Source organism: Salmonella sp. 32070601201500089SM (genome assembly GCF_017573605.1).
In the GTDB taxonomy this organism is placed as follows: Bacteria; Pseudomonadota; Gammaproteobacteria; order Enterobacterales; family Enterobacteriaceae; genus Salmonella; species Salmonella enterica.
This window is the reverse complement of sequence record NZ_JAGETK010000015.1, coordinates 83,625-100,956: the sequence shown is the minus strand read 5'-3', so window position 1 is coordinate 100,956 and position 17,332 is coordinate 83,625. Positions and strand designations below refer to the sequence as shown.

At 49.3% G+C, this 17,332-nt stretch carries 16 protein-coding genes and 9 pseudogenes; 20 read left to right on the top strand and 5 right to left on the bottom strand.

Translation table 11 applies throughout. The features are described from left to right. Positions 1 to 2 precede the first annotated feature (2 nt). The 3 genes and pseudogenes from J4728_RS24025 to tagK all read right to left on the bottom strand — a co-directional run. Positions 3 to 98, bottom strand: a pseudogene (locus J4728_RS24025) (hypothetical protein); the annotation flags it as partial. Then, positions 86 to 592, bottom strand: a pseudogene (locus J4728_RS20135) (impE family protein); the annotation flags it as partial. The pseudogenes J4728_RS20135 and J4728_RS24025, both read right to left, overlap by 13 nt. Then, positions 579 to 1,481 (bottom strand): type VI secretion system-associated protein TagK, encoded by a 903-nt coding sequence (tagK, locus tag J4728_RS20130; protein ID WP_000806682.1) that lies wholly within the window; start codon positions 1,479 to 1,481, stop codon positions 579 to 581. The pseudogene J4728_RS20135 and the gene tagK, both read right to left, overlap by 14 nt. Positions 1,482 to 1,848: 367 nt before the next feature. Here tagK and tssH point away from each other — a divergent pair, with 367 nt between their 5' ends. From tssH to J4728_RS20065, 13 genes and pseudogenes are all read left to right on the top strand, one after another. Next, complete coding sequence (tssH, locus tag J4728_RS20125; RefSeq protein ID WP_208212324.1) at positions 1,849 to 4,488, top strand: type VI secretion system ATPase TssH; 2,640 nt, start codon at positions 1,849 to 1,851, stop codon at positions 4,486 to 4,488. A 99-nt stretch (positions 4,489 to 4,587) separates the two neighbouring features. Then, on the top strand, positions 4,588 to 5,130 hold the full coding sequence (gene tssB, locus J4728_RS20120) for a type VI secretion system contractile sheath small subunit (RefSeq protein WP_000996817.1): 543 nt from the start codon (positions 4,588 to 4,590) through the stop codon (positions 5,128 to 5,130). 23 nt (positions 5,131 to 5,153) lie between these two features. After that, positions 5,154 to 6,662: a type VI secretion system contractile sheath large subunit gene (gene tssC / locus J4728_RS20115; protein WP_208212323.1), complete on the top strand. Its 1,509-nt coding sequence runs from the start codon at positions 5,154 to 5,156 to the stop codon at positions 6,660 to 6,662. A 66-nt stretch (positions 6,663 to 6,728) separates the two neighbouring features. Continuing rightward, complete coding sequence (locus J4728_RS20110; RefSeq protein ID WP_208212322.1) at positions 6,729 to 7,115, top strand: BPSL0067 family protein; 387 nt, start codon at positions 6,729 to 6,731, stop codon at positions 7,113 to 7,115. A 12-nt stretch (positions 7,116 to 7,127) separates the two neighbouring features. Continuing rightward, positions 7,128 to 7,574, top strand: coding sequence for an STY0301 family protein (locus tag J4728_RS24190; RefSeq protein ID WP_020437319.1), 447 nt, complete (start codon positions 7,128 to 7,130; stop codon positions 7,572 to 7,574). A 253-nt stretch (positions 7,575 to 7,827) separates the two neighbouring features. Next, the gene (locus J4728_RS20100; protein WP_000312802.1) at positions 7,828 to 8,313 is read left to right on the top strand and encodes an Hcp family type VI secretion system effector; all 486 of its coding nucleotides are present in this window, start codon (positions 7,828 to 7,830) and stop codon (positions 8,311 to 8,313) included. 67 nt (positions 8,314 to 8,380) lie between these two features. Beyond that, positions 8,381 to 8,575 (top strand): annotated as a pseudogene (locus J4728_RS24020) (type VI secretion system lipoprotein TssJ); the annotation flags it as partial. 42 nt (positions 8,576 to 8,617) lie between these two features. After that, positions 8,618 to 9,103 (top strand): type VI secretion system amidase effector protein Tae4, encoded by a 486-nt coding sequence (locus J4728_RS20090; protein ID WP_001081550.1) that lies wholly within the window; start codon positions 8,618 to 8,620, stop codon positions 9,101 to 9,103. Beyond that, complete coding sequence (locus J4728_RS20085) at positions 9,088 to 9,471, top strand: type VI secretion system amidase immunity protein Tai4 (RefSeq protein WP_000379146.1); 384 nt, start codon at positions 9,088 to 9,090, stop codon at positions 9,469 to 9,471. Before J4728_RS20090 ends, J4728_RS20085 begins: the two co-directional genes overlap by 16 nt. A gap of 142 nt (positions 9,472 to 9,613) precedes the next feature. Continuing rightward, positions 9,614 to 9,772: pseudogene (locus J4728_RS20080) on the top strand (type VI secretion system tube protein Hcp); the annotation flags it as partial. After that, positions 9,735 to 10,634: pseudogene (locus tag J4728_RS20075) on the top strand (ImcF-related family protein); the annotation flags it as partial. The pseudogenes J4728_RS20080 and J4728_RS20075, both read left to right, overlap by 38 nt. A 169-nt stretch (positions 10,635 to 10,803) precedes the next feature. After that, positions 10,804 to 12,311 (top strand): annotated as a pseudogene (locus J4728_RS20070) (RHS repeat-associated core domain-containing protein). Position 12,312: 1 nt separating this feature from the next. Continuing rightward, positions 12,313 to 12,669: a hypothetical protein gene (locus tag J4728_RS20065; protein WP_023228808.1), complete on the top strand. Its 357-nt coding sequence runs from the start codon at positions 12,313 to 12,315 to the stop codon at positions 12,667 to 12,669. A 79-nt stretch (positions 12,670 to 12,748) separates the two neighbouring features. Here J4728_RS20065 and J4728_RS20060 read toward each other — a convergent pair whose 3' ends face one another. Next, positions 12,749 to 12,958 (bottom strand): SymE family type I addiction module toxin, encoded by a 210-nt coding sequence (locus tag J4728_RS20060; protein WP_023228807.1) that lies wholly within the window; start codon positions 12,956 to 12,958, stop codon positions 12,749 to 12,751. 235 nt (positions 12,959 to 13,193) lie between these two features. On the opposite strand from J4728_RS20060, the pseudogene J4728_RS24325 reads away from it, so the two are divergent. The 3 genes and pseudogenes from J4728_RS24325 to J4728_RS20050 all read left to right on the top strand — a co-directional run. Next, positions 13,194 to 13,286 (top strand): annotated as a pseudogene (locus J4728_RS24325) (RHS repeat-associated core domain-containing protein); the annotation flags it as partial. A gap of 126 nt (positions 13,287 to 13,412) precedes the next feature. Next, the gene (locus J4728_RS20055) at positions 13,413 to 13,622 is read left to right on the top strand and encodes a hypothetical protein (protein WP_175066217.1); all 210 of its coding nucleotides are present in this window, start codon (positions 13,413 to 13,415) and stop codon (positions 13,620 to 13,622) included. Beyond that, positions 13,622 to 14,107: a CPCC family cysteine-rich protein gene (locus J4728_RS20050; protein WP_175066218.1), complete on the top strand. Its 486-nt coding sequence runs from the start codon at positions 13,622 to 13,624 to the stop codon at positions 14,105 to 14,107. The genes J4728_RS20055 and J4728_RS20050 overlap by 1 nt, the downstream gene beginning before the upstream one ends. Positions 14,108 to 14,229: 122 nt before the next feature. Here the strand turns inward: J4728_RS20050 and J4728_RS20045 are convergent. Next, positions 14,230 to 14,472, bottom strand: a pseudogene (locus J4728_RS20045) (SymE family type I addiction module toxin); the annotation flags it as partial. A gap of 52 nt (positions 14,473 to 14,524) precedes the next feature. Between J4728_RS20045 and J4728_RS24320 the strand changes: the two are divergent. The 4 genes and pseudogenes from J4728_RS24320 (at position 14,525) to safB (ending at position 17,311) form a co-directional block, all read left to right on the top strand. Then, entirely contained in the window at positions 14,525 to 14,722 is a 198-nt protein-coding gene (locus J4728_RS24320; protein ID WP_001224066.1) for a transposase, read from the top strand. After that, positions 14,656 to 15,226 (top strand): annotated as a pseudogene (locus J4728_RS20040) (integrase core domain-containing protein); the annotation flags it as partial. The gene J4728_RS24320 and the pseudogene J4728_RS20040, both read left to right, overlap by 67 nt. Positions 15,227 to 15,998: 772 nt before the next feature. Then, on the top strand, positions 15,999 to 16,496 hold the full coding sequence (locus J4728_RS20035; RefSeq protein WP_208212320.1) for a Saf-pilin pilus formation protein SafA: 498 nt from the start codon (positions 15,999 to 16,001) through the stop codon (positions 16,494 to 16,496). Between the two features lie 74 nt (positions 16,497 to 16,570). Beyond that, complete coding sequence (gene safB / locus J4728_RS20030; protein WP_024792644.1) at positions 16,571 to 17,311, top strand: pili assembly chaperone SafB; 741 nt, start codon at positions 16,571 to 16,573, stop codon at positions 17,309 to 17,311. The last annotated feature ends 21 nt before the right edge of the window (positions 17,312 to 17,332 follow it).

The window sequence follows — 17,332 nt, the reverse complement described above, 5'->3', positions numbered from 1 at the left end:
TCTCAGTGGGTTAAGCCGTGTTCAGGTTCAAAAATCATGCCGGTCACCGGACGGTCATGCATGGCTTTACCTGCCCAGGCCGTCCATACACGCCGCCGGTGACTAGCTCAAGTACCGGGCCAAGGCGGGAATCGCTGTCGCTCGCCCAGTCAAATGCGCCGCCGTTCCACTGCCCGCCCGTGTCTGTTATGGCTTCCAGTGCGGTATTACGGTGTTTATCAACCTCACCGGTATCGTCATGACAGGCGAGTGCCGCCAGCAGTGACTCCACCCAAACGGGCTGCGGCAGAAGAAAACCGGGTCGTTGTTCACCCTGAAAAACGGTGTGGCGGAACATTTCGCAGCGAACCAGCTCCCGGTACAGCCGGGCCTCCTGGGTATAATTGGCCTCCATCCTGGCGCATAGCTGAAGCTGGTGTAGCGCCCGCGACCAGTCTCCGGCCACACACAGCAACTGAAACAGGCTGTGGCGGCAGAGCGCTTTCGCCGGATTTTCCCGAACCTGCTGCTCCGCCATCTGAATCCCCTCCGCAAAAGAGTATTCCTGTATCAGCGCGGACAGGGTAGCAGGAAGCGTGTCAGTTTTTTTCATGGGCGGTATTTCCATTTTTCTGTGTCGGAGTGATTCGGTAGTGGCTGTCGATGCCAATAATACGATGCTCGCGGCGGGTCAGATCGGGCAGTATCTCGCTATGTGCGGTTTTCCCCGCCTGTTCCGGCGAGAGCAGTTGCAGGATATCGGGCATTGATTCCATCGCCAGCCAGTGCATTTCACCCTCACCGGTCGTGTCCAGCGTATCCAGAATGGCATCAATACCGGGCGCGCCTGCCACCATATCCTGTAACGTGTCGGTGTCGCCCTTTTTATCGTATAACGACGTCAAATCCTGGGTGACAGCGTCTTCATTTCGGGGAAACGGTTTAGCACGGAGGGGCTTTTCCTGCCCGGAGGGCCGCAATGCCTGCTGATATTCCTGGTAAAGCTGGTGTAGTGTGCTATCCGCTTCATGGCCAGTGTAAGAGGATGCGGTTTCCCGGACGGGAATAATATCGAACGGGTTCTGCGGATTGAGCTGTTGTTGTTTAAACCAGTCCAGATCCAGGTACTCAGCAACGGATTCAGATGACTGAACCAACTGAGGAAACGAAACATCGGGACGGGACTCATCATTGGTGCGGGCAAGGCACCAGGATGACAGACCCCATTCAATCGTATCTCCATCATTCAGCCGCATACGGTGATGAGGTTCCATCACCTGCTCATTGACGGCACAGCACAGTTCATCCGAGTGATTAACAATCCACCACGCCTCTTCGTGGCGAACAAGACTGAGCGCGATATCGTCTTTCCCATGTTGCTCAAAAAGCGGAATGTAGGGGGCGGCGGCAGTAAATACGATGTATGTCCCTGCGGGATACTGTGCGTTATCCGTTATACCCTGCGACTGTATTTTCCGTAATTCCCACATGTCTTGTTTCATTATGTCCCTTAAATGTATTTATTTTTCTGGAGGAAACGTTTAGGGAGTTTTAATTCATAAATAATTTTAACTAAATTCATAGGGAGTCATTATTGATGACACCCTTTTTATTATTTTCTTCGTGAATGCATTGTTGTATGCATAGATGTCTTTTTTGAAATATTATTTCTTTTAATTCTGCAATTGCGATTTTTATCTTGCTGTTCATTGATTATTTAATATTAACGGCTTGGTTGCTAATTAGTCCCTGATCTGTATCATTGTTTTGTTTCGATATTTTTTCGAGGCTATCAATAAAGAATTGTTTATGTATTTATATGCATTGATGCATTATTTTTATGAATTTTTATGTCACAAGGCATAACACATGGAAACTCCTGTTTCACGCAGTGCGTTATATGGAAAACTGGCCGGCCCACTATTCCGGTCGCTGGAATCGGCAACGGCATTTTGCAAACTACGCTCTAATCCCTGGGTTGAGCTGACTCACTGGCTGCACCAGTTAACACAGCAGCCCGATAACGATATTCTCCACGTTCTTCGGCATTACCAGATCCCTCTTTCTGATGTGGAGAAAGCGTTACTCCGGCAACTGGATATGCTGCCCGCCGGGGCCAGCGCCATTAGTGATTTTTCTCACCATATCGATCTCAGCGTTGAAAAGGCCTGGATGCTGGCGAGCGTCCGTTACGGCGATAACAAAATTCGCAGCGGCTGGTTGCTGCTGGCCTTGTTGACCACGCCAGAACTGCGTCGGGTACTGAGCAGTATCTGCGCGCCGCTGGCCACGCTTCCGGTTGATGAACTGACGGAAATACTGCCCTCGTTGATCGAAACATCGCCGGAAGCGCAGGAGCGCCCTTACGACGGCTCCGGCCTGGCATCAGCCATTCCCGGTGAAAGCAGTCAGGCGATTCCCAACGGCGGGCAGGACGGTAAATCCGCGCTGGCAAAATACTGTCAGGACATGACGGCACAGGCGCGCGACGGCAAAATCGACCCGGTGACGGGGCGTGAGCATGAAATCCGCACCATGACGGATATTCTGCTGCGCCGTCGCCAGAATAATCCACTACTGACTGGTGAGGCGGGCGTCGGAAAGACGGCGGTCGTCGAAGGTTTTGCCCTCGCGATTGCGCAGGGGGAAGTGCCACCCGCGCTGCGGGAAGTACGGCTGCTGGCGCTGGACGTTGGCGCTCTGTTGGCCGGAGCCAGCATGAAAGGCGAGTTTGAATCGCGTCTGAAAGGGTTACTGGAAGAGGCCGGGCGCTCGCCGCAGCCGGTTATTCTGTTTGTCGATGAAGTTCACACTCTGGTGGGCGCGGGCGGCGCATCCGGCACGGGCGATGCCGCTAACCTGCTGAAACCGGCGCTGGCGCGCGGCACCCTGCGGACTATCGGCGCCACCACCTGGAGCGAATACAAGAGCCATATTGAGAAAGATCCGGCGCTGACCCGTCGTTTTCAGGTGTTGCAGATTGCCGAACCGGAAGAGATCCCCGCAATGGAAATGGTGCGTGGTCTGGTGGATACGCTGGAAAAACACCACAACGTACTGATTCTGGATGAGGCGGTACGTGCGGCGGTACAGCTTTCTCACCGCTACATTCCCGCCCGGCAGTTGCCGGATAAGGCTATCAGCCTGCTGGATACCGCCGCGGCCCGCGTGGCGCTGACGCTGCACACGCCGCCTGCCAGCGTACAGTTCCTGCGCCAGCAGCTAAAAGCGGCGGAAATGGAACGGTCGCTGTTGCAGAAGCAGGAAAAAATGGGGATTCAGTCAGATGAGCGGCGCGATGCGCTGACGGCGCGAATTTTCTCGCTCAACAATGAACTGACTGCATCCGAATCTCGCTGGCAGCGGGAGCTGGAACTGGTACATACGTTGCAGGAACTGCGTGTCGCAGAGTCTGATGCTGATGACAAAACCACGCTGCAACAGGCCGAAACGGCGCTAAGGGAGTGGCAGGGCGACGCGCCGGTGGTGTTCCCGGAAGTCAGCGCGGCGGTTGTCGCGGCGATTGTCGCCGACTGGACCGGTATTCCTGCCGGGCGCATGGTGAAAGATGAGGCCAGCCAGGTGCTGGAACTGCCTGCCCGACTGGCGCAACGCGTTACCGGGCAAGACGGCGCGCTGGCGCAGATTGGTGAACGTATTCAGACCGCCAGGGCGGGACTGGGCGATCCACGCAAACCGGTGGGCGTGTTTATGCTGGCCGGGCCGTCCGGTGTCGGTAAAACCGAAACCGCGCTGGCGCTGGCGGAGGCTATCTACGGCGGTGAGCAGAACCTGGTAACCATCAATATGAGCGAGTTCCAGGAGGCTCACACCGTTTCCACGCTGAAAGGCGCGCCCCCCGGCTATGTGGGCTATGGCGAGGGTGGTGTGCTGACGGAAGCAGTGCGTCGCCACCCCTGGAGCGTAGTGCTGCTCGACGAGATCGAAAAAGCGCACCATGACGTCCATGAACTCTTCTATCAGGTGTTTGACAAGGGCGGGATGGAGGACGGTGAGGGAACACATGTCGATTTCAAAAACACCACGCTATTACTCACCACCAACGTGGGTTCCGACCTCATCAGCCAGATGTGTGAAGATCCGGCCTTAATGCCCGATGCTACGGGGCTTAAAGAGGCGCTAATGCCGGAATTGCGCAAGCATTTCCCGGCGGCATTTCTGGGCCGCGTGACGGTGATCCCTTACCTGCCGCTGGATGAAACGTCGCGTGGCGTGATTGCCCGTCTGCACCTTGACCGGCTGGTGGCGCGGATGGGTGAACAGCACGGCGTGACGCTGACGTATAGCGAGGAACTGGTCGCACATATTGTGGCGTGCTGTCCAATGCATGAAACGGGCGCGCGGTTGCTGATTGGCTACATCGAACAGCACATTCTGCCACGACTGTCGCGCTACTGGTTGCAGGCCATGACGGAAAAAGCCGCGATCAGGCAGATTGATATCGGCGTTAATGGTGATGAGCAGATTGTTTTTGAGATCGTTTGCTGAAACCGGCCGTTCGAAGTGTCCGTAGTGCGATTTTAAAAACTGTACCGGTATACCGCTCCCCTTGCGGCAACCAGTTGACTAAAAAGGAAATGAAGGATTATGGCTATCAACAATAGCGCGCAGAAATTCATCGCGCGCAACCGCGCGCCGCGCGTGCAGATTGAATATGACGTAGAGATTTACGGTTCCGAGAAAAAAATCGAGCTGCCGTTCGTGATGGCGGTGCTGGCCGATCTGGCCGGGAAACCGCGTGAAGAACTGCCGCCGGTGACGGATCGCAAATTCCTCGATATTGATATTGATAACTTCAATGAGCGCATGAAAGCCATTGCGCCGCGCGTGGCGTTCGCTGTGCCGAATACGCTGACGGGTGAAGGTCAGTTGATGGTCGATATCACGCTGGAAAATATGGACGACTTTTCGCCGGCACAGATTGCCCGCAAGGTGGACGCCCTGAACCAGTTACTGGAAGCCCGCACTCAACTGGCGAACCTCCAGACCTACATGGATGGCAAGGCGGGGGCGGAAAATCTGGTCAATAAACTGTTGCAGGACCCGACTCTGCTGAAAACGCTGGCGAATGCGCCGAAATCGGCCGCTACCCAGCAAGATGTGTCAGCGGATAATGAATCAGCGGAATAACGTCGAATTTTTAAGGAATTTTCATGGCAAACAGTAATATGCAGGCAACCGACGCGGTTGCTCAGGATACCGCCTCCGCATCCGGTGAATTTGATGCGTTGCTGAATCAGGCCTTCCGACCCAAGACTACCCAGGCGGCAAAAGCCGTGGAAGCCGCGGTGCAGACGCTGGCGCAACAGGCGCTGGCGAACACGATCACCGTCAGCGATGACGCCTATAAAAGCATCAGCGCTATTATTGCGCAGATCGACTTTAAACTGACCGAACAGATCAAACTGATCCTGCAACATCCCGACTGGCAGAAGCTGGAATCCTCCTGGCGCGGTATGGAGCATTTGGTTTACAACACCGAGACCGACGAAAAGCTGAAAATTCGCTTCATGAATCTGTCAAAAGATGAATTGCGGCGCAACATGAAGCGTTACAAGGGCATCGCCTGGGATCAAAGCCCGATGTTCAAGAAACTGTATGAAGCCGAATACGGCCAGTTAGGTGGCGAACCTTATGGCTGTATCATTGCGGATTACTACTTCGACCATACACCGCCCGATGTGGATCTGCTCGGCTCTATCGCCAAAGTCGCCGCGTCGGCCCATGCGCCGTTTATTGCCGGGGCTTCCTCCTCGGTACTGCAAATGGACTCCTGGCAGGAGCTGGCGAATCCCCGCGACCTGACCAAAATCGTCACCCAGAACCTGGAATATGCGCCGTGGAACTCGCTGCGGGCTAGCGAAGACTCCCGTTATATTGGCCTGACGATGCCGCGTTTTCTTGCCCGCCTGCCGTATGGCGCAAAAACCAACCCGGTGGACGAGTTTGATTTTGAAGAAGATGCGGATGGTTCTGACCATACCAAATACGTCTGGAGCAACGCGGCCTACGCGATGGGCGTAAACATCAACCGTTCCTTCAAACACTACGGCTGGTGTACGTTGATTCGCGGTGTGGAATCAGGCGGTGCGGTGGAAAATCTTCCCTGCCATACCTTCCCGACTGACGATGGCGGCGTGGACATGAAATGCCCGACCGAAATCGCCATCTCTGACCGCCGCGAGGCTGAACTGGCGAAAAACGGTTTTATCCCGTTGATCCACCGTAAAAACTCAGACTATGCCGCCTTTATCGGCGCACAATCGCTGCAAAAACCACAGGAATACTACGATCCGGACGCGACGGCCAACGCCAACCTGTCCGCCCGTCTGCCGTACCTGTTCGCCTGCTCGCGCTTCGCTCACTTCCTCAAATGTATCGTCCGCGACAAAATCGGTTCCTTTAAAGAGCGTGAGGATATGCAGCGCTGGCTAAATGAATGGATTATGAATTACGTCGACGCCGATCCGGTGAACTCCTCGCAAGAAACTAAAGCCCGTCGTCCGCTGGCTGCCGCTGAAGTAGTGGTGGAAGAGGTGGAAGGCAATCCAGGTTATTACGACGCGAAATTCTTCCTGCGTCCGCATTTCCAGCTTGAAGGGCTGACGGGATCGCTGCGCCTGGTGACAAAACTGCCGTCAGTGAAGCAGGGCAATGCCTGATGCATTTATTTTGTGAATGTTTAAGCGAGTGAAGTCAGAGAAGATAGAGAATATAAAGAGGGATATATGGCATATATTTACGGTTTGGTTGATTCGTTGCAAGGGAAAGATCAGGTCGGTGATGGGGAGTGTGTGACTTTAGTCAAGCAATATGCACATTTGGGGGTTACAGGAACCTGGAAGCAAGGGCGAAAGGTTTTTGGGGATAAGTCGATCCCCAGGGGGACAGCAATCGCAACTTTTGTTAATGGTAAATACCCATCTGGTAGCGCTGCGCATAAACATGCTGCTTTCTATCTTGAACAGGATTCTAACTATATTTATGTTATGGATCAGTGGAAAAAGAAGAAAAAAATCTCGTCCCGCTCACTTTCTCGTAAAGGTGGGATACGTAGTGATGGCACATATCCGGATGCCAGTAACAATGCCGAAGCTTTTTATATTATTGAGTAGGAAATACATATTATGACCATAAGCTCAACTTTTCATCTGTTACCTGGTATTGTTCTGCTCTTTTCACAATATGCTGTAGCCTGGGAAGTCAGTTGTCCGGCTGTTATTGATACTCAGTCTTCTGCTGTGAGCCTGAAGTCTGATGTCCCAGCGCCGTGGCAGCTTTCTCCTCGATATATGTCGCGTTTATGGTTAAGTAGTATTGGGGTAACGCAGGGTAAACCTGAAAACCTGATGGATCTCAAACCAGAGACTAAAAAAGTAAACGGTGAAAATTGGTCTGTATGGGAAACAGAACGTGTTAGCGATAAAGAAACCGATCGCTATTGGGTTTCGTGTATTTATGGTCATGAACAGATATGGTTGACGCAACCAATACCTGCTTCTTCTACTCGCTGTAAGACTCATAATTTTGAGGGATCGCCAGAAGACCAGTCTATATCTTTTATCTGTAATTAGCGATTTGAGACGTGAAAATTTCAGTACAGGTTATGGTTTTTATTATCGGAAGTTATGAAGCATTATTCATATGCATTAAATAATGCAAATTCATAAAATAACTAAATACATTATCGGTACCGGAAAAATATACAGTCTTCTGTTCTCCTGAAGTTATTGGAGAAGGATTCTGTACGGCAATGATTTATCTATAAACAAAAAGATATAGATAAAATCAGGTTTATTTTAAGTAAAACTTAATAAGGATATAAAAATGGCTTATGACATTTTTTTAAAAATTGACGGCATTGATGGCGAGTCAATGGATGACAAACACAAAAATGAAATTGAAGTACTGAGCTGGCGCTGGAATATTCATCAGGAATCCACCATGCACGCCGGTAGCGGCCTCGGCTCCGGTAAGGTCTCCGTCACCAACCTGGATTTTGATCACTATATCGATCGCGCCAGCCCGAACCTGTTCAAATACTGCGCCTCCGGCAAGCACATTCCGCAGGCCATTCTGGTTATGCGTAAGGCTGGCGGCAATCCGCTGGAGTACCTCAAGTATACCTTCACCGACCTGATTGTCGCCGTGGTTTCCCCGAGCGGCAGCCACGATGGTGAAATCGCCTCCCGTGAAACGGTGGAGCTCTCCTTCAGCACCGTGAAGCAGGAATACGTGGTGCAGAACCAGCAGGGCGGCAGCGGCGGCACCATCACCGCAGGCTACGACTTCAAGGCCAACAAAGAAATTTAACGGCTGTTTTTCCGGCCAGATGTTATGTCTGGCTGGTTTTATTGTTTTGATTTTAAAGGAATTTACAGTGAATAAATGGCGTAACCCCACTGGGTGGTTATGTGCGGTAGCTATGCCTTTTGCACTGCTCCTGCTTTCCGGATGCGGCAGTAGCGATTCGCTACCTGACCCCTAATCGCAGCGGCCTGGCCTGAGCGTGAAAGCGTTTTACAAGGTGAATTCTGACAATCAGAAGAAAGCGGCGTCCATGAAGATACGTGTTGAGAATTAATGACCTACACAGAATTTTTAGAGGTTAAGCAAAATGAACAGACCTTCATTCAATGAAGCGTGGTTAGCTTTTAGGAAGGTGAATCATTCCGTCGCTGATGTGGGTAGCATTATTGGTGGAAACGTTGGGAAAAATATAACTGGTGGTTATTTTCAAAATGCCTGCCCTATTCGAATGAGCTATGTTTTGAATGCGACAGGGTTCCCAATAGCCCGTAACTCTCCGTATGCAAAGGTTAGTGGTGCCGATAATAAATTCTATATTTATCGCGTGAATGATATGATTGATTATCTTACTCATACTATGGGCAAGCCTGATCTTATTGTTAATAATCCGAAACAGAGTGACTTTATCGGGAAGAAAGGAATTATCGTAGTAAAAGGGCATGGCTGGAGCAATGCCAGAGGACACGTTACATTATGGAATGGCAGTATCTGTTCAGATCAGTGCCACTTATTAAATGACCCAGATAATGGACCATTTGTTCCTGAAGTTGGGACTCTGTGGATACTGCCGTGAAATGGTTAATATTAGTTACTTTCAGCATAAGTGGAATGCTGGTATGGCAGCCATCCTTTGCACAAGAAGCATTGACCACACAATATTCACAGTCGGAGCTCTTAAAAAATTGGGCGCTGAGTCATTGTCTGGCATTAGTATACAAAGATGATGTCGTTAAAAACGATGCCAGAGCTACGGCCAGTGCTTACCTTGAATATGGTAAACAATCTGTGGAGATTTACCATGAAATTGATGAGATTGCGAAAAAATATTCAGGGTTGAAATATAACGGTTCGATATCATCAGATTTTAATACCATGAAGTGCATAGATTTTATCCATGACAGGGAATTAAATGAATTAATTAAAAGGCGTGTCGAGAAGTAAAATTCAAAGATATTAAAAGCATACGTTCTCTTGCTCTGATGAATTTATGGGTAAGAAAGAGCTGTACAGGAATAGTTAATCTGTTCACCTAATAAAGCAGATAAATCAGGGCTTAATTTAGGTAGTTAAAAGGATAGTAGATATGTCTTATGACATTTTTCTGAAAATTGACGGCATTGACGGCGAGTCAATGGATGACAAACACAAAAATGAAATTGAAGTACTGAGCTGGCGCTGGAATATTCATCAGGAATCCACCATGCACGCCGGTACGCGCCGTCGGCGCGGATGCGGGAACGGTGTTTGTGCGTAGCAACGGCGCGCCGCTGGATCGGGGCGTGCCGGGTATTTTTACCCGTGAAGGATACCGGGAGCTGTTCGACAAACGATTACCGGAATTTGTGGCGGCGGCGACGGCGAACGATGGCTGGGTGATGGGCCGGGAGAGTACGCCAAAAAAGCTGACTGATAGCCTGCGCAGCCAGATACCGGGGCAGGAGCAGTCTGTCGCCCGCGAAGTCCGCCGTTTGTACCTGACGGAATATGCCCGCCGCTGGCAGGATTTTCTGGACAGTATCCATAGTATCAACAGTGCCGGGGAAGAGGGCAGTTCCGGCCTGGCCTATGATTTACAGGTGCTGCGCACCCTGGCGTCGCCGGACTCACCGCTGATGCGGCTGGGAAAAGCGGTGGTGGAGCAGACCACGCTGGTGCCGCCGCCGGACCCGCAGGCCAGACAGAAACAACTGGCGCAGCGCGCATCCGGTAACGCGGGGAAAGTGGTACAGACGGCAAAACTGTTCCAGGATATTCACCCGGAAGAACGGCTGGAAAAAACGCTGGTGGATGACCGTTTCGCCGCGCTGCGCGAGGTCATTGCCGGGCGGACGGACGGCGGACAGAGCGGCGGTGGGACGATGCAGATCGCTTCGCTGCTGACCATGCTCAACGAGTATTACACCCAACTGACCATTGCTGATAGCGCGCTGGCGGCGGGGACGTTGCCAGCGCGCATTACTGCCGCAGACAAGTTGCAACTGGAGGCGGCGAAACTGCCTGCGCCGCTGAAAAACATCCTGCTGGATCTGACGAAGCAGGGAACGCGCAAAATCAACGCCGGGACCGGCGACGTGCTGAACACCCAGATGCCGGTACGACGCGGCGGACCGTCTGCTGGAAATCCGCCGCAGGCGGCATGATGCGGCGGAAGGCGGAGAGCCGGAAGTTATCCGGTTCAGCTACGACAGTGCGGGTAACCTGCTGAGCGAGGAGACGGCGCAGGGCGTGCTGCAGCACCGGTACGATGTTCAGGGCAACCGCACAGAAACGCAGATGCCGGACGGGCGGATGCTGCGGTACCTGTACTACGGGAGCGGCCATCTCCAGCAAATCAACCTGGGGCGTGATGTCATCAGCGAGTTCACGCGCGACCACCTGCACCGTGAGGTGCAGCGGAGCCAGGGGCGGCTGCACACGCGGCGGATGTACGACCGGACGGGCCGGTTAACGCGGAAACTGACCTGTAAAGGAATGCGCGGTGTGGTGCCGGAGACGTTTATTGACCGGGAATATGCGTACAGCGGCCAGGATGAGCTGCTGAAAAAGCGGCACAGCCGGCAGGGGGGACGGATTATTTTTACGACACGACGGGGCGCATCACGGCGTGCCGGAATGAGGCATACCTGGACAGCTGGCAGTACGACGCGGCGGCGAACCTGCTGGACAGGCGGCAGGGAGAGACCGCGCAGGCGGGTGCAGGCAGCGTGGTGCCGTTCAACCGGATAACGTCATACCGTGGGCTGCATTACCGTTACGATGAATATGGCCGGGTGGTGGAAAAGCGGGGCCGCAACGGTACGCAGCACTACCGCTGGGATGCGGAGCACCGGCTGACGGAAGTGGCGGTCATCCGGGGGAGCACCGTACGGCGTTACGGGTACGTGTACGACGCGCCGGGCAGGCGGGTGGAGAAGCACGAACTGGACGCGGAAGGAAAGCCGTATAACCGGACGACGTTTTTATGGGACGGAATGCGGCTGGCGCAGGAGTGCAGGCTGGGAAGAAGCAGCAGCCTGTATATCTACAGCGACCAGGGGAGCCACGAGCCGCTGGCGCGGGTGGACAGGGCGGCGCCGGGCGAAGCGGATGAGGTGCTGTATTACCATACGGACGTAAACGGCGCGCCGGAGGAGATGACGGACGGCAGGGGCAATATTGTCTGGGAAGCGGGCTATCAGGTATGGGGGAACCTGACGCATGAAAAAGAAACCCGGCCCGTACAGCAGAACCTGCGTTTCCAGGGGCAATATCTGGACAGGGAAACGGGGCTGCATTACAATTTGTACAGATTTTTTGATCCGGATATCGGGAAGTTTATATCGGGCGACCCGATAGGGTTAAGGGGCGGAATAAACTTATATAGTTACGCTCCGAATCCGTTAAGTTATATTGACCCATTGGGATTGTCTCCTGTTAGTCCTAAAACGGTTTTATTCTCACAAGATAGTATTAATGCTGTTTTTGAGGACGGAAGAAACGTTAATGGGTTAATACATAGACTTATAAATGACCCCTCATATATAAATGAAGTTGAGCCAATTAGAAAAGTCAGGATGCGGGATTTACCCGCAAATGTTCAAGAGCGTTTATTGTCTCAAGGAGCACATAAGGATTCAGTATTTAGTTTGGATAATAGACGCCTGTATGCAGCTAAGGAAGCTGGAGTACCTAAAATTCCATCCAGATGGGCAACTCCAGAGGAGTTGTCAAAAATTAATCTTGACCGAAGATTTTCAACTAGTGATGGTGGTAAATCAATAAGAACAAGAGGTTGTGGCTGACATGAATGTGAAGGCAATAGAAACAAAATATGGTCTAATTTACGGGCGAGATGCTTTAGTTCTATCAGGGACTGAATTAATACTCTATCCTTTTAATTTTGTCATTAAAGCGTCGTTATCTTTGTCTTCTTGTAAGCCAATTATTAAAGATGCCCCTGATGTTAACGTTGAATTTTTGTTTAGTAACATCAAAAAACTGTCTATATATAAAGTGGATGATTATCCATATGAAAAATATTCTCTATCAAGCTTTGATTTGATAGAGAATATGGATGGAGACGAACTTCAACATATAGTCCTTAGCACTTATGATCATGTTTTCGATATAATTGGGAAATATGAGATTAAATATTCGTAAATAAAGTCGTTTTTTCAATAAACCGGGAAATATCTTCTGATTTTCCCGGTTTTTTTACTATCAATTTCCGTTCAATCCACTAAACCAGCACATCCTTAATTCCCTTAACCACCTGTTTAGCCTGATAAAGCTGCTCGCGCAGCTCCTGCACCTCGTTGCTCTCAACCATCAGCACAATACACCCCTCCGAGATCTTCACGGTAACGCCGCGCCCGGTGTCAAACCCCGCCTCTTTCAGCCAGTCGCCCTTGAGGTGCAGGCTGGGGTGCTGTGAGTAATACGTAGTCATTCCGGTTTTACGTTCTTCGTGGCGTACTCAGACATAACCGACATTAAGACGGAGTTGTGTTTTACATACGATATTTTTGTATTTAACTTTCTGATTTGATAGTAAAATAAGCAGTGTGCAGATGGCTCAATTTATCAGGGTATGGCGGTAGCATATGAACTACGATTCGATGGTTTCAGGGAAATACGAACGAAACCAGTAGTATGATCCATTGATCGGATAGTATCGCTGCCTTGATCCAATCTCGCTGAGAGGTGGAATAAACCTTTATCAGTATGCGCCGAATCCGATAAGCTGGATCGATCCGTTAGGGTTATCAAATTGTGGTATTGTTGGTTCTGTTAAATGGAAAGGTTTCAATCCAAATAAAAATCCATTAACAGGTAAATCTGGGTTACAAGGGCACTATGAAAAACACGGTCATGAGTTTGGTAATATTACTCAGAATCAATATATGGCAAAAGCTAAAGAATTTGCTACTAAACCCTTAACACCATCAATACAAGAAGCAAAAGTCGGTAATTTTGTAATTAGACACGATAAAGCTACTGGTGAGATTTTTGTAGGTCATATGGGTAAAAGAGAGATAAGGACCTATTATAAAGATGATGGGCGAAGTAGTACCCCATTCCAGGACGCGATTGACTTGGCCGGAGCAAAATAATGTATTCAGAATTTACTCGTAGTGAAGTAGTTGATTTTTTGAGCTATTATGCTTTGTTTACTCTAGTTATAGATGATAGAGTTAATTTTTTGCATGAAAATGGCATAATTGAAGAACCGTCTATGATCCTTGCTAGGAAACAAGTTTACAATGCTGAACTTCTTGATAGCTATCGAATATCACCATTGGTTAGAAATAAATACTTAGAAAATAAAATTAAAGAAATTACAGGTAACGATATAAGAATTATTGATCATCCTGATAGTGAAATAACAGGTGTATCATGTATTTCTTGCGGTTATGTAGTTTTTGAAAACCAAGAGGACTCTATTTTTGAAATATGTCCGGTTTGTGGTTGGCAGTCAGATGAATTGAATGAAGATGGATATAGTAAATTAAATGATGCCTATTTAAATCACTATATAAATACATCTTTATACAAAGAAAATGTACTAAAATATATTGACGTATATATAAGAAAATAGAATAAATAAAAGCCGGGCAAGAAAATAAATCTTCCCGGCTTTTTATTATTTAATTCCCATCCGATCCCTCCTTCGATCCTGTTGCACTTAATCACCGGAATATCTCCGGTATTGTTCAGCGCCCCCGGAAAGGTTTTTAGCCACGCTTTCACCTTCTTTTGATTAATAAAAGTCACGCCCATCCCTTCAATACAGCCAAAGAGTCCGCGGGTATGCTGCGGCGTAATCACGATGCAATCCCTCATTACCCGCACCTTGACGGGCATCCCGTTAATAAACCCCGCCTGCGGCATCTATTCACCGTACAAACGAACTGAAAGTCTCTCAACGCGTGAGTATGTAAGTATCCCGCATAATCGAGCCATTCACATTTAGAGATCATCCGGCATAATCAATCTGCCAACGCAGGAGATCGCTGTGCGTAAAGCCCGTATTACTGCGCACCAGATCATCGCTGTGATTAGATCAGTCGAATCCGGACAGACTGTTAAAGATGTCTACCGGGAGGCCGGTATTTCTGAAGCCACCAGGGACAACTGGAAGTCTGGATACGGCGGCAGGGATACGCGTGGAATCACAAAAGGCTCCACCGTATTTACTGTCTGCTCAAGCTGAATTTTCGCCGTAAGGGTAAACAACGGCTGCCGGTACGCAATCCCTCGCCACTGGTCACGCCGGAAGCGCTGAACCAGAGCTGGTCTGTGGGCGTCGTTTTCGCACGTTCAATGTTGTTGATGACTGTAATCGTGAAGCGTTGTCGATTGAAATCGATCTGAATCTGCCAGCTCTGCGAGTGGTCCGTGTACTCGACAGGATTACAGCAACCGCGGTTATCTGGCCATGCTGCGTATGGATAAGGAACCGGAATTTATCTCGCTGGCACTGGCTGAATGGGCAAAGAAACATGCAGTAAAGCTGGCGTTTATCCAGCCGGGTAAGCCGAAGAAAAACGTTTTCATCACGCGCTTTAACCGGACATACCGTACAGAAATACTCAATTCTTATCTGTTCAGAACGCTGAATGAGGTGCGGGAAATTGCGGATAAAGGGTTATCAGAATATAACTGCGAACGTCCATATGAATCGCGGAACAATATGATACCGAAGGAATACCGCTAACAACATTATCTGGCCGGAATCTTAAAAATGCATGGAACTAAAACGGGTCTATTTACAGGGGCACCTGCGATGAATTTCGCTGCACTGAAAAGCGATACCGGATGAGAGCTGCTTCAAATTAATGTGCCATGTTCACGGGGAGGTGGTGCGACGTTTGCATAATCCAGCAAGAACTGAAAGGAAGGGGAGAGCTTTTTCATGCCTGTATAATCAGTCTGGCCTGTGTCAGTCAGCTCTTAGTGTTGAGACTCTCGTTGGAGCGTTATAATTGCTTTTCCGTTTCGGAAAACAAGATTTTCCATTAAAGATCTTCCCTGCGAGGAAAAGTTAACTAATAATCTTACCGTCGAGTTAGGAGATGTAGGAGATGTATGTTTAAATATAAACAATGTTGCAACGATGCCTGATAATTATCCTCTCTTCGAAGATAAGTTTCCCACACCCAGCGTGGTGGGTTTCATTGTAATGTTATCACTTGAATGTAAATGGAGGGTATAATTGCTTTTTGACTGGCATTCTATTCCACCCTGACAATACGATGTTAACATCAATGCTGGTTATATTGGCAATAACGCAATTTTTTTCAGATTAAGAGGTGCTCTGATATATAGATTTTTATGACATTACTTATTTGAATTGGTAACAAATACCAATAAGTACAAGCTGTTATTACCAGCCACGGATTTTTACATACGGTAAGATTTGGTATGGCGTTATGTATTATGGATGTGCTGGACTATTTTAATTTGGTCAAAAAAAAGGTGGTTTTTCGATGAAAAAAGTAAAAAATTTAATTATCGCAAGTGCATTAAGCATTATGGCTGCTAGTTGTTATGCCGGCTCGCTCGTGCCGAATACAAGCACTGGCGTGTCGGCGGATGTAAATTTCAGTAATCCTGGACAACTACAAGCACAGCTTATTCCAGTGTCTGGCTTGATGGCAGGGTCTCATAAGGGTGATGAGACTATTGCTACGCTTTCGGTAAGCGGTTCGAGCAAACAATACGCGGTAACGGGAGATTATTCTAAACCTGAAGTAGTGGGCAACAACAGCGATGTGTGGACGGTAACTGGTAAAAGTGGTAATACCATTAAAGTTACCTTTGGGGGGGTAGGCTGTGCCAATAAAGGTTCATTAGTGGATGGTGCTTCGCATAAGTGGTGGGTATATAACATGGCAGATAAAGTCGCTGTGAAATTGTCTGGATCACAAACGGTAAAGGCTGATACTTATCCAGTGACGATACACATAGCGGAGTATCAAGCTTAATAGTAAACAACTTTTATTGCGCCTTATTAAGGCGCAATAAATATCAAGTCATACATTTTTTTATAACTTGTAATATGAAAATTATTAGTTTTGGTGTAATGGCGGCTGTTTTATTCGTCTCTAATTCTATAACTCCTCCAGTGTATGCCTCTGAGCAGAAATTAAATTTAAACACTAAATCATTCAGCGTGAAGCTGGGGGCTACACGGGTGATTTATCACGCTGGTACAGCTGGAGCCACGCTCTCGGTGAGCAACCCGCAGAATTACCCTATTTTGGTTCAGTCTTCAGTCAAAGCAGCAGACAAAAGTTCGCCTGCTCCCTTTTTGGTGATGCCGCCTCTATTTCGTTTAGAAGCGAACCAGCAGAGTCAACTGCGTATTGTCCGTACTGGTGGTGACATGCCAACGGATCGTGAAACTTTACAGTGGGTCTGTGTAAAGGCGGTACCACCCGAAAATGAACCGTCGGATACACAGGCTAAGGGCGCGACCCTTGACCTCAATTTGTCCATCAACGTCTGTGATAAGCTGATTTTCCGCCCGGATGCCGTGAAGGGGACGCCGGAAGATGTTGCAGGAAATTTAAGATGGGTGGAGACGGGCAACAAACTTAAGGTGGAGAACCCCACCCCGTTTTACATGAATTTAGCCTCCGTCACAGTAGGGGGAAAGCCCATTACAGGGCTTGAGTATATCCCCCCCTTTGCTGACAAAACACTAAATATGCCAGGTGGCACTCGTGGTGATATCGAGTGGAGAGTTATTACAGACTTTGGTGGTGAAAGTCATCCGTTCCACTACGTCCTTAAATAAATCCAGGGGCTTAGCGGCAGA